Below are 12,227 nucleotides of genomic sequence, written 5' to 3'. Positions count from 1 at the left end.
AAAATACATACGCCTGTTATGTTGGAAGTAAAAAGAATTAAGATTCCTCTATGAAAAATTTTACTAAAGATCAAAAATTGCAGTCTAAGGACTCTAGTGGATCTAAATCTATTTTTCCTTTAGAGCCTTCCATTTTATGCGGATGGATTTCCTGGGATTGTATTCTTGCTGTATGAAAGCATTTACACTCATCATTGGATCCAGTTACCCCAATCCATCCATCGTTAATTACTGTTCGGTGGGATATCCACTATAGGTCATTTTTCCTGTAAAATAAATCGGACTCTTTTGTTCTAAAAGAATTCGTGTGTTCAGTTTGGATTGGATCTCTTGGAGGGTTTGTGTTGAGTAGGAACTACCGTTACCATCTACAATCAAAACATAATGGTAAGACGAGTTTGGATTTTCCTCTAAGTCCAAATCATCCCAAATATGTACGATATTTCCAGAACCAATCTCACGGCCACGATCTGGAATCACAATAGCTTCGTTTAGTTCTTGGTTAGGTGTAGTCGGTAGACCTTGGTTATAAATTCTTTTCTCAGAAATCACGATGGTCTTTGTCGGATCAAAATGGGAAGGTAGATAAACTTCTGAAGGGGCATCGGAAAATCTTCCTTTCCAAATGAGAAGTTGGAATTTTTTCCCTGCAAAGTATTTGGTTTCCGTATTGCCCGGTTTGATGGCCGCCCAAGAAAAAACTTGATTCCAAGTATCCGAGCCGACTGTATTGTAATGGCTACTCATGACACGGCCTTGTGACTTTCGAAAGTAAGCCCGGCCCACCACACGTTCATCTAAATTGAAACTAGTTCCATAATTTTTCACAACGGAGAAGTCTTCTTCATTCCATGCATCCTTCGTTGTGACAAGTTTTGAAGGATTTCCATTCATGTACTCAGCATGGTTGTTGTAATAATAATCCCAATGCCACTGTGTTCCCGAAACAATAGGATTGTAAAAATCAGCAAACCTAGATTTTGAACTTTGGTTTCCATCGGATACTTCCATGGCTTGGTAAACAGCGCTAATCATTCGTGCTGTGTCTTTAGCACCAGTACCTTTTAGCCACATTCCAAATTCACTTAAGAAAACTGGGATTTTCAAAAATCTAGATTCCTTTCTGATTTCATCTAAGTACTTGAAATAAGTGGCGTTATCAATTCCTGTTAAGTCCGTTCCCATCCGTCCTGCATCATAGAAGTGAGAATTGAAAACAAAACCAGGACCCGGCGTTGTGAGCAAGTGACCACCACCGGTGGCTGGAGCAATCGCCGAACCAATGTTAGTATTCCAAAACACCAAAGGTTCTGCAAAAACCCATTTGTTTTCCCAACCATTTTGGTTGAGTATGGTTCGTATCTTTTTATACATAGGCCAAAGTTTTTGATTGTCCCACTCTGCCGGTGTTAGACCTTCCATTCCTCCATCCACGGGTTCATTGAAAGGATCAAGGCCCAAAACATAAGAAAATTCTTCAGCTGTTAATTTTTCTCGAATGTAGGAAGTCGCTTTTGCGATTTGCCAAAGGAATTCTGTTTGCATATTCCTAGTTCCTTGTGTTGTCGAAAGAGGAGCATTGTTCCAAAAGTTACGAAAGGCCCTACGAACCGCTTCATTCGTGAGATTGTTTTGGCTCCAACTCGCACAAATAATTCCGCAGTACTCTGTAGGATAACTTCCTCCTTTTGTGATCCACGCAGGAGCGCCATTCCCTGTATGCCAAGAGTTTTTATTAAAGAGATGGCGAGAGAACAAATCTTGGTGGTAGTCCAGAAGGATGTACATTCGTTTGGCGGTCGCTTTTTTCATTTGAGTGATGACTGCATCAAGATATGAATAATCAATAGTATCGACACCAGGATGAACTCCTTCCCATGCGATTGTAAAACGGATGAGATTGGATCCTGTGGTTTTCCCAAGCCTTGTAAAAGCAATCTCGGCATCAGAATCATTGGCAAAAGGTTTGAACCCATGTTGCGCGAGTTTCATATTTCCTGAGATATTAAAACCTCGGAACGAAACTTCGCGTCCGAGCCCATCCACAAAGATTTGGTCTGTGAATTGGTTACTTGTTTTTTCAGAAATCAAAATCTCTCTTTCGTTTGAGGTAAGACTATAATCCAAACTATGGAGAGAACTGGCTGTCGCGAGAGTCCTTGTGGAAAGACTCGTTCCCGAACCACTCGCCTCTGCCAGATGGTTAACCTCCGGTAAAAGAAGGGCAAGTGCCTGTGTTTGCGAATCCTTAGTCGGTGCACAAGCCATTGCAGACAATAAGACTGTGGTTGCGGCCCACCAGACGGTTTGGATTTTCCATTTTGATTTCATAGATCCTCTCTTTCGCATTCCTTGGGGAATGGGACTCTGGTCACTTGGGGCACAATGGTCGACAATCGTCGATTAAAAAAATGCCATCAAATTACCATAAATGTGGATCATCGTTTCGGAAGGGGGTGAGGACCTGCCTTGTTCTGACTTAAGGATGCGATTTTTCGTCACTCCTGCCGAGAAAAAAGGTTCTTTCTGTCAGAATCTGTGGAATTCTTTAGGGTAGTTACGCTTCCTTTGTAGCAAAATTCTGAACACTGGTCTATAAAAACCGACAGTTGTCGATTGTTTTTGTTGCCATATTTTTAACATCGTTTAGACTCATACCCGGATTTGGCCTGAATTGAGTCCCTCCGGCCCAGGGATAGATGCGAAAAAGATTTCATTTAGAAATTTAGATTCGGAGAGAGAATATATGAATTCCAAAAGAGATTCCCGAGTGCACTTGGGTTTAACCATTGTTTGTTGTTTTCTGGTTTTGACTTGTTCAGACCAAAAATCGTCCCCATCACCAATCCTCGGCTTGGTAAACTCTGCAGCTTCTGACACCGTTGGTTCTGATTCGGTGGGCACATCTGGAGTCAGTCGTGCCGTGGCGCCATCGCTTGGTTCGTCGCCCTATCTTGTTGGTGCTGGGATTTATGACATCACAGGTCCTGCCGCTGAAGTGGGGATGATGGGTTTTGCCGAATCAGCGCAAAAAACAGAAGGGATCTATATGCGACTTTGGTCCAGAGCTTATATCATTGGAGATGCATCCAAACGAGTGGTGTTTGTGAGTGCCGACTTAGGAATGGTTTTTCAATCCATCAAACAAGCTGTCAGTCGAAAGATTGCTTTGGATTCGGAACTATCTCCTTATTACAACCAGGCCAATGTTCTCCTCTCTGCAACTCATACGCATAGTGGTCCCGGTGGATACTCACATTATTTTTTATACAACGCCACAACCGCTGGTTTTATCAAAGAAAACTTTGATGTCATTGTAGATGGAATCTATCGTTCCATTAAGTTGGCCCACCAAAATTTGGTTCCAGGAAATGTGTACATCAACCAAGGGAATTTGACTGATGCGAGCCAAAACCGATCTGCGGTTGCTTATGATAAAAACCCTGCAGCAGAAAGAAGTTACTATTCTTCGAATGTAGACCAAACTATGACTCTATTGAAACTGGTAGCGGCCGATGGTCGGGAACTTGGAATGGTAAACTGGTTTGCGGTCCACCCAACAAACGTAGGTCCTACAAACAAATTGATTGGAGGGGATAACAAAGGTTATGCTTCTTATTTATTTGAAAAGGCGAAAGGAGCTAACTATTCGGCAAACCAAACCTTTGTGGCTGCCTTCGCTCAGTCCAATGCGGGAGATGTAACTCCTAACCTCTGGGGTCCAGCAGATGGTGTGAATGACTATGCGAGACAAAACATCATTGGAGAAAAACAATTCAACAAAGCACAATCGCTTTATTCAAGTGCCAATACACAATTGACGGGTTCTGTGGACTTTCGCCATACGTATGTTAACTTTTCCAATCTTTATGTGAGTAGTATAGGAACCACAACTTGTCCTGCGGGAATGGGTGCTTCCTTTTCTGCCGGTAGTGTGGAAGACAATGCAGTCTCTATGGACTTTTTTGATGAAGGAACGACAGTTGATTCTTTGGATTGGAATACAAACACTGCTGATGCCTTTAAGTCTAGTTTCCTTGGAGGTTTTCTTGGTGTTCTTTGGCCTGCATCTACAAGTGAAGCTTACAAACTTTGCCATGCAGAAAAACCAGTTCTCATTCCGACAGGGGTTGCTAGTTTCGATGGAAATCCTTGGACACCACCGGTGATCCCCATGCAGATCATTAAAATTGGTAACTTAGCGATCCTTGCGATTCCGGCAGAAGTGTCAACAATGGCTGGACGCAGGCTTCGATCTCTTGTGAAAAATGTGTTAGAAAACGAATACACTGTGATTGCAGGGCTTTCTAATTCCTATACTTCCTATTTAACTACGAGAGAAGAATACTCCTCCCAACAGTATGAAGGAGCTTCCACTCAGTTTGGACCCAACACACTTTATGGATATGAACAAGAATTTGGGAAACTAGCAACTGCTTTGCGAAATGGAAGTGCTTCTCCGGCAGGCCCAACACCAGCGGATCTAACAAACAACCAAGCTACTTTCCAAACAGGAGTGGTTTTTGATGATGTTCCTCTCTTTAAAAGTTTTGGAAGTGTAGTCACTCAACCCTCCGCGTCTTATAGTAGTGGCGCTACCGTCAGTGCCGTATTCTGGGGTGGGCATCCAAAAAACAATATGCTTATCGGAAGTAGCTTTGTGGATATAGAAAAACAAAATGGATCCACTTGGACTGTTGTGGCGCGGGATTATGATCCATCCACCACCTACAGATGGCAAAGGGATGGAGTTGCCAATTCCAAAATCAATGTTTCCTGGAAGACTAGTTCCTTCCCGCAAGGGACCTACCGTATCCGCCATCGTGGACACTGGAAGTCGGGATGGACAGGAGCGATCAGTGCCTACCAAGGAGTTACAAACAATTTCACGGTGCAGTAATATCTGAACAATCACTTTCCTGACCGGGAGACGGTCAGGTATTTTTCTTTCACAACGGGATTGACTAGGTAAGATTCTACGTAAGGCTCGTACTATGGATAAATTGGTAGACGCATCCTTATCTCCTGACCTTGCTTCTCGGCCTTTTAAATTTACAAGCAAACAAGGGAGAAACAGACGCACGCAATTGTTAACAATTGCTTTGGAATTTCTCAGGGAAAAATCCCCCGAGGAGATTAGTTTTGCGGACATCTGCAAAGAAGCAAATATCCCCAGGCCCTCAGCATACCATTTTTTCCCCAATGTAGAAGCCATTTTCCATGGAATTCGATTATTACACTCAGAAAGTCTTATTGAAAAATCAATTTTGCTGAGAAGAGAAACGTTTGTTAGTTGGGAGAGTTACATCGAACGTTCTATCGACGTAGCAGTGGAAGTGACGAATAAAGAAATTGCTTTCCCACGTTTGATTTATGGATACCGAATGAGTAATCCAGAGATGCGCCAAGTAGGCCAAGAGTTGGATGCGAAACTTGCCAACTTAGCAAAGTTAGGTCTTATGGATCGGTTTGTTTTACCGGAATTGGAACAGGCTGACCAAATCTTTGGAGTTGCCTTTTCCATTGCAGATTCACTACTCAAACATTCCTACAGAACCTACGGAGACTTCACTCCTTGGATGGTAGGAGAAACTAAAAAAGCGACCATTTCTTATCTGAAGAATTATCTACCCGAAGTTTGCGAGCCTAAGTAAAGATCAGTAATTACCAGAATATGTGGAGCCGCCGCCAGTCCAACCATTGATAGTTCCGATATTGTTTATGGCAGTCGCACCATCGTCTAAGTAGAGAGCCGTCGGACAATCAAAGAGACGGTTTCCACTAAAAATCAAGGGATTGGTTCCTCCTATTTCTTCATACACACAATACCGGTTGGTTCCGCCGGTAGTAAAGAGTGTATTATTTTGGTAATTGCCGAAGATCCCTCCACCTACTGGAAAATAGAGTGCTCTACTGGTAATACCTGCTCCTCCATCCATACTATTGTTCATCACAGTTGGATTGGAAGGTGGACTTGTATTCAGTGCATAGGATATAAGTCCCGTTCCGCCAAAAAGAGTATTCCCTAAGATGATGGGAGTATTTGATTGCTGAGCATTGTAGATTCCATGTGAGGAAGCAAGAGGTGCATTCCCTCCAAGGATGGTATTAGCAAAAATACTCGGAGAGGAGATATTTTGGATATAAACTCCGAATGAAGAAGAAGCCACCGAGGATCCTCCCGCAATGAGATTGTTAGCAATCAATGCAGAGGATGCTGAAACTAAGATGGCTATGGAGAAGGCTGGATTCACTGCCCCACCTTCGACTCGGTTGTTTGTGATGGTCGGAGATCCAGAAGAACAGGAAATCCCCATGGACATTCCACTAGCATTGGGATTGGATGGCCCTCGTATCGTAAATCCATCGATGACCGTGTTTGGGGTAATGGATGCTCCAGCAATTATTGTATAAGTATCAGTGATAAAGTTTGAATCGATTGTGGCCACCATAGTAGTGTATTGAGTTGGATCGCGGTTTAAAAAGTCGTCACTAAGTCCTCCATAGAGGGAAACGGTTTCAGTAAGTACAATACTCGGCATTGCGGGTTTAGTGATGAAATAATTTCCAACAGATACTAAAATTGCTGCTGGTGCTGTTGCTCCTGTAATGGCGGAAGCGATAGTGAGTTTAGGACTTCCTATTGAGGTTCCCGAATTTCCATCGTTACCTTTGGTGCTCACATAATATAAATTTGTATTAGAGGAAAGGACAGTATAAAAACCATTAATTGTTGTTAGCCGAATCCCCGAAGTGTCCATTGCATCCAACCGGAAGGGGGTGGTTCCTGTGGGTATGGAGCCGGAAAGAGTCACTGTATCATTGACGGTAACTGTATCTGACCAAGTCGGTGTTAGTTGGATTCCCAGAGTTGCGGAAAGTGAACCCGTATCCATGGACCTGTTGAATACAACACGGATTTGTGCATTCGAAAGAATTACATTTCCTACCGATGGAGTGATTGTGGCCTCTGGGCCAGGAAGATTACCTAATAGGAGCCAAAGATTTTGAAGTTGGTTTTCTTTTTTCGATCTATCTAATTCCAAAATCTCTCTCACTATGGGGTTTAATAAACAATGGAACTGTATTATAATCAAGAAGAGGGTGAGTAGTTGAGGGATTTTGAAAAAACGATTTCTGTTTCGCATATAATAACCGAAGAAGGTCAGTATATCTTTTTTTATCCAATGAGCAATGAATTTCCTTTGTTTTTTGCGAACATTCCATACAGTAACGAATGTTCATTGTTTGTTGGTCTTAGTTAAGAGACATAATTCCCAGTTTCATTATTTCCGCTAATGTTTGTTTTGTGACTCTGCTCGGACGTTTATTTCATTCCATTGTAGGCATATTCTGTCACTGTTTGGATGAATTTTTCCATCTCACCAAGATCGTTTTTCATCTGCAAACGACCTTCTAAAAACAACATCGCAATTCCATGAATCATCGCCCAAGAAGCTAGGGTTTTCTCCCTTGTGTTTCCTTTTTCTAAATGTCCTAGATTTTGGCCCATACGAATGATTTCATGTAACTGACGGTAGGTTCTTCGGGAGACAGCCAAAAGAGTGGGGTGTGTTTTCACATCCACTCCGGTCCCACCAAACATGATTCTTGCGAACTGTCTGTTTGTCATAATGAATTGGAAGTAGGTCCAACCCAGAGCTCTGTATCTTCCTTTGAAGTCTTGGTCTGTTTTTTCTAATTCTTTTTGGTAGGTTTCAAAATACTTTTGAAATCCGATTTCTGCTATTGCAGCAAAAAGGGCATGTTTATTTTCAAAATGATGGTAACTGGCGACATGGCTAACACCGGCTTTTGCCGCCACTTTGCGAAGAGAAATATCTTCCAGTGTTGTGTTTTCTAAAAGTTCCACTCCCGCTTGGATCAGAGCTTCTCTAACGTTCATCCCATTTTCTTTGGAAGGTCGGCCCACCCCCATGGGTTTCTTTTGCGAGGATTTTTTTTTCGAAGCCACCATTTCCCCATCTTTAGCTGTTATGCTTTAGATTGCCAGTAGTTATTTACCGATGGTAATTTATGGCTTGCCCAAATTTTTCGAAATATTACCAATGGTAAATTAATTCAAGCGAGGATTTTTTCAGAATGAATACAGCTTTTTCCCCCATATCTCTCGGCAATTTTACTCTTCCCAATCGGTTCATTATGGGATCTATGCACCTCGGTGTAGAAGGAGAGACGGGTACTGCCGAACGAATGGCTGCGTTCTATGGCAAACGTTTCGAAGGGGGAGTGGGCCTCATTGTCACCGGTGGGATCAGTGTGAATGAAATCGGAAAGGGTTCTCATACTTTTTTTAACATCCAAAATACAGAACATGCCAAAGAGTTAGAACAAATGAACTCACTTCTAAAGGGAAAAGGGACAATGTGCGCCCAGTTGTTCCATGCGGGAAGGTATGCGGCGAACAGGTCTTGTGTGGCCCCATCCGCCATTCGAGCACCAATCAATCGTTATGTTCCAAAGGAACTCTCCGAGGATGAATGTTGGAATACGGTCGAAGATTTTGGAAAGGCAGCGCGACTTGCAAGAGAAGTAGGTTTTGGAGCTGTGGAAATTATGGGTAGTGAAGGGTATCTTTTAAACCAATTCTTTTCTGGAGTGACAAACAAACGAAATGATTATTTTGGTGGGGACACTAAAAGGAGAATGAACCTTTCTATAGAAGTTTTACGTGCGGTAAAAAAACAATTACCCGAAGGATTCCCTGTGATCTTTCGAATGTCTGGAATTGATCTCATTCCTGGAAATCCAGCATTTGAAGAAGTAGTGGGACTTGCACAAACTCTGCGCGATGAAAAAGTTTCTGCACTCAACATTGGCATCGGATGGCATGAATCACGAATTCCAACCATAAGTCAACTCGTTCCAAGAGGGGCATGGGTTTCTATCGCTAGCCGGATTAAAGAAAATACTCCAGGTGTTCCTATCATTGCTTCCAACCGAGTGAATGATCCCATTACCATGCAACAAGTGTTTGATGAGAATAGAGCAGATATCATTTCTATGGCAAGGCCATTTTTGGCTGACCCATTCATTGTCAAAAAATTTCAATTGGGTATGTCCAATCGAATCAATACTTGTGTAGCTTGTAACCAGGCTTGTCTTGACCATGCGTTCCAAGAAAAATCCGTTTCTTGTATCGTAAATCCGGAAGCGGTCAATGAGTTAGAATACCAAAAACCAAAAGTAAAAGATCCAAAAAAAGTTTTAATCATTGGGACAGGTCCTGCTGGACTCGAAGCAGCCCGTGCCAGTGCCAGTCTTGGTCACAAAGTTATTTTAATCGAAAAAGCAAATGTTCTTGGAGGACAATTTCAATTGGCATCGCATATTCCTGGTAAGTCGGAGTTTAAAGAAACCATTCGTTATTTTTCGAATGAACTCCCCGCATTAGGTGTCGAAATACGTTTGAATACAACGGCAACGCTAACATTGTTAGAAACAGAAAATCCAGATGTAACAATTTTTGCCAGTGGTGTGAAACCTAGAGAGTTTTCTTTAAAAGGACTAGAAAATCTTCCCTCAGGAAATTATACTGAGTATCTTACTGGAAAATTCCAACCAGGCAAACGAGTGGCGGTGATCGGTGGAGGAGGGATTGGTGTGGACGTGGCACATAGATTGACAGAAGAAGAGGATCCGACCCTTGCCTCTTATGATAAAAAGTATAATATCAGTTCGTTTACGGATGCAGGTGTACAAAAAGAAAAAGCCAAAAGGGATGTGGCAGTGTTTCGTCGAAATGGAAAACATGGAGCAGGGCTTGGGCCTACAACGTTTTGGGCACTCAAACAAGAGTTAGAATCGGTAGGAGTCGAGTTCTTTCACGGACTGACTTACAAGGAAGTGACAAAAGACGGACTCAAAGTTGAATTAAAAAATGGAGAAGAATTTTTGTATCCTTGTGATTCCATCATCTTATGTGTGGGTCAGGAAAAAGAAACTTCACTTTTAGAGGAATTCCAAAACAAATATCCTAACAAACCAACCATAGTCATTGGTGGAGCAAAGGATTCTAAGAACGTCGACGCCAAACGAGCCTTTTCTGAAGGTTTAGAAGCTGCATATAGCATTAATTAGGAGAACAAAAACATGATCGCAAATAATTATTTTTCAGAGGATGTCGATTTACAGGTAATCTTTAACCAACTTCTCGATTGGGATTCAATCATAAGGGAAACAGAAGGGGAAGGGTTTATTGACCACCAAACATTCCTTAAAACAAAAAACCCAAGATTTGAAATGGCACCTTCTACAAAAGAAGAAGCCTTGGAATTATACACTTCGAGTTTAGATGCGATGGGAGATTTTTTTGGGAAAGATGTGTCTCAAAAATCCCAAACCATGGATCGCAATGAATTAAAATATTCTAATGGAAAAGTTATTTTTCCTAAAGAAACTATAGAGATATATGAAAAATTTAGAAACACCGGCCTTATGCCCTATTCGATTTCAAGAGAGGCAGGGGGGCTCGCCTTCCCAGCAACAGTAGGAGCCTTATATGCGATGCTTATGGCAAGGGGCGATGTCTCTTTTTGTATGACCACCACCTTACTGAACTTAGCTCAAATTGTAGCTAGGTTTGGAACACCTGAACAGATTGAAACCTATGCTACCAAAGCTGCCACAGGCGAATGTTTGTTTGCTATGTCTCTCACCGAACCCGATTATGGATCCGACCTTAATAATGTAAGGACTGTTGCCGTAAAACAGGAAGATGGAAGTTATCGCCTAACCGGAACCAAACGATTTATTTCTCAAGGTTGTGGATTAGGTGAGAACCCCGCACTCCTACTTACATTAGCTCGCACAGGAAAATCTGAGGGTGGGGCGCGGGGATTGTCTGTTTTTATTGTGAAAAGCCAAGATGTATTTGTGGCAGGGATTGAGAAGAAGATGGGGATTCATGCCTCACCTACTTGTGAGATTGTCTATGAAAATACTTATGGAGAAATCCTTGGTGAAGAGGGACTTGGACTCACTCGTTATACAGCAGGGATGACAAACTTTATGCGACTTGTCAGTGCTTCTGGAGGTTGTGGTGGGGGAGCTGCTGCATATTATGAATGTGTGAAGTATGCAAACGAAAGAAAACAATTTGGAAAACCTATTGGTGAAATTCCTGCCGTAGCAGAAATGATCCATAAAATCAAACGAGAGACCAATGCAATGAGACTACTTACTCTCGAAACGGCTCGTGTGATTGATATGTACCAACACCACCAAATCCGAATGGAAAAAGCAAATTTAGAAGATAGAGAAATCAGAAAAGATGAAAAAGTAAAGTATTGGTCAACACTTGCCTCCACTCTCACTCCTATGGCAAAGTACTATAGTTCCGAGGAAGGACATAAATGTACAAATCTCGCCGTGCAAGTGTTTGGTGGTGCAGGTTACACAGAAGACTATGATATCTCTCGCATGTTTCGTGATTCAAGGATCAATACCATTTACGAAGGAACAAGCCAAATCCATGTTCGTATTGCCACAGGAGCCATCCTTGCGGGTATGGCCGGGGATGGAAATTTCAGAAAGTACTTAAATTCACTAAAAGCAGAGATTCCCACGCCTTCGCAATTTCTCTTAGAACAAGAACGTGTTTTAGAAGAATCCATTCGTGAAATGCGCGGCATCCAAGAGGAAACAAGAAAGGAAACTGTTGCAGAAAATTTAATGATCCAAATGTGTCGGTACATAGGCAGTCTTTTATACGAAAAAGCGATTCCAAAAATCACCGATTCTAATACAAAGGAAGTTTGGCAAAAAGATTGTCTTGCCTATGTCATCGACAGTGCAGCGATTGCTCAGTCTTGTTTGTATCGAATTCAGAATTTTGGATAGGGGATTAATATATCCAGAGAAAATAAAAGAGTCTGGCTGATTACAGGTGCGAGTAAAGGACTAGGGTATGCATTCACCACTGTTGCGTTAGCTGCCGGGGATGTTGTGATTGCAGCAGAAACTATTTTGAAACTTGTGAATTTAGAGGAACCCCCTTTGCGATTGGTTCTGGGAAGTAAAGTATTTGATATCGCATTACAGACATATAACGAAAGAATTCAAACTTGGAAACATTGGGAGACTTTAAGTCGTTCTGCTGAAAAAGGGATTCCTGCTCCTGAAGGATATGGGCATTAAATTTATTAAGTTTTGGAGCTAATAAGGGAACACATTTTTCTGTCGTTCCCTGTAAATATCATACTTCA

8 protein-coding genes are annotated in these 12,227 nt (G+C 42.0%); 5 read left to right on the top strand and 3 right to left on the bottom strand.

Translation table 11 applies throughout. The features are described 5' to 3' along the window. Window positions 1-228 precede the first annotated feature (228 nt). Window positions 229-2,331: a cellulase family glycosylhydrolase gene (locus tag LEP1GSC195_RS05220; protein WP_015680230.1), complete on the bottom strand. Its 2,103-nt coding sequence runs from the start codon at window positions 2,329-2,331 to the stop codon at window positions 229-231. Between the two features lie 415 nt (window positions 2,332-2,746). Between LEP1GSC195_RS05220 and LEP1GSC195_RS05215 the strand changes: the two genes are divergently transcribed. Together LEP1GSC195_RS05215 and LEP1GSC195_RS05210 are read left to right on the top strand one after the other, a co-directional pair. Further along, the gene (locus LEP1GSC195_RS05215) at window positions 2,747-4,900 is read left to right on the top strand and encodes a neutral/alkaline ceramidase (protein ID WP_040506384.1); all 2,154 of its coding nucleotides are present in this window, start codon (window positions 2,747-2,749) and stop codon (window positions 4,898-4,900) included. A gap of 94 nt (window positions 4,901-4,994) precedes the next feature. Then, on the top strand, window positions 4,995-5,654 hold the full coding sequence (locus tag LEP1GSC195_RS05210) for a TetR/AcrR family transcriptional regulator (protein ID WP_015680285.1): 660 nt from the start codon (window positions 4,995-4,997) through the stop codon (window positions 5,652-5,654). A 3-nt stretch (window positions 5,655-5,657) separates the two neighbouring features. Here the strand turns inward: LEP1GSC195_RS05210 and LEP1GSC195_RS05205 are convergent, their stop codons facing one another. Together LEP1GSC195_RS05205 and LEP1GSC195_RS05200 are read right to left on the bottom strand one after the other, a co-directional pair. Then, the gene (locus LEP1GSC195_RS05205) at window positions 5,658-7,046 is read right to left on the bottom strand and encodes a hypothetical protein (RefSeq protein ID WP_232227696.1); all 1,389 of its coding nucleotides are present in this window, start codon (window positions 7,044-7,046) and stop codon (window positions 5,658-5,660) included. 281 nt (window positions 7,047-7,327) lie between these two features. Then, on the bottom strand, window positions 7,328-7,978 hold the full coding sequence (locus tag LEP1GSC195_RS05200) for a TetR/AcrR family transcriptional regulator (protein WP_015680462.1): 651 nt from the start codon (window positions 7,976-7,978) through the stop codon (window positions 7,328-7,330). A gap of 125 nt (window positions 7,979-8,103) precedes the next feature. Here LEP1GSC195_RS05200 and LEP1GSC195_RS05195 point away from each other — a divergent pair, with 125 nt between their 5' ends. The 3 genes from LEP1GSC195_RS05195 to LEP1GSC195_RS05185 all read left to right on the top strand — a co-directional run bounded on the left by LEP1GSC195_RS05195 (window position 8,104) and on the right by LEP1GSC195_RS05185 (window position 12,159). Then, window positions 8,104-10,101 carry an oxidoreductase gene (locus tag LEP1GSC195_RS05195; RefSeq protein ID WP_015680316.1) on the top strand — a complete coding sequence of 666 codons (1,998 nt, stop codon included), beginning with the start codon at window positions 8,104-8,106 and terminating at the stop codon, window positions 10,099-10,101. 12 nt (window positions 10,102-10,113) lie between these two features. Beyond that, window positions 10,114-11,862, top strand: coding sequence for an acyl-CoA dehydrogenase family protein (locus LEP1GSC195_RS05190; protein ID WP_015680460.1), 1,749 nt, complete (start codon window positions 10,114-10,116; stop codon window positions 11,860-11,862). Between the two features lie 105 nt (window positions 11,863-11,967). Then, the gene (locus tag LEP1GSC195_RS05185; protein WP_015680483.1) at window positions 11,968-12,159 is read left to right on the top strand and encodes a hypothetical protein; all 192 of its coding nucleotides are present in this window, start codon (window positions 11,968-11,970) and stop codon (window positions 12,157-12,159) included. The last annotated feature ends 68 nt before the right edge of the window (window positions 12,160-12,227 follow it).

Origin of the sequence: Leptospira wolbachii serovar Codice str. CDC, from assembly GCF_000332515.2 — a bacterium.
GTDB lineage: Bacteria > Spirochaetota > Leptospiria > Leptospirales > Leptospiraceae > Leptospira_A > Leptospira_A wolbachii.
Note: the sequence above shows the minus strand (reverse complement) of the source record. Positions and strands in the feature narration are given on the sequence as shown.

Excerpts from the sequence above, each read along its gene's own strand:
- LEP1GSC195_RS05200 (WP_015680462.1), bottom strand. The coding sequence starts at position 7,978 with ATGGTGGCTTCGAAAAAAAAATCCTCGCAAAAGAAACCCATGGGGGTG.
- LEP1GSC195_RS05220 (WP_015680230.1), bottom strand. The coding sequence starts at position 2,331 with ATGAAATCAAAATGGAAAATCCAAACCGTCTGGTGGGCCGCAACCACA.
- LEP1GSC195_RS05215 (WP_040506384.1), top strand. The coding sequence starts at position 2,747 with ATGAATTCCAAAAGAGATTCCCGAGTGCACTTGGGTTTAACCATTGTT.
- LEP1GSC195_RS05195 (WP_015680316.1), top strand. The coding sequence starts at position 8,104 with ATGAATACAGCTTTTTCCCCCATATCTCTCGGCAATTTTACTCTTCCC.
- LEP1GSC195_RS05190 (WP_015680460.1), top strand. The coding sequence starts at position 10,114 with ATGATCGCAAATAATTATTTTTCAGAGGATGTCGATTTACAGGTAATC.
- LEP1GSC195_RS05210 (WP_015680285.1), top strand. The coding sequence starts at position 4,995 with ATGGATAAATTGGTAGACGCATCCTTATCTCCTGACCTTGCTTCTCGG.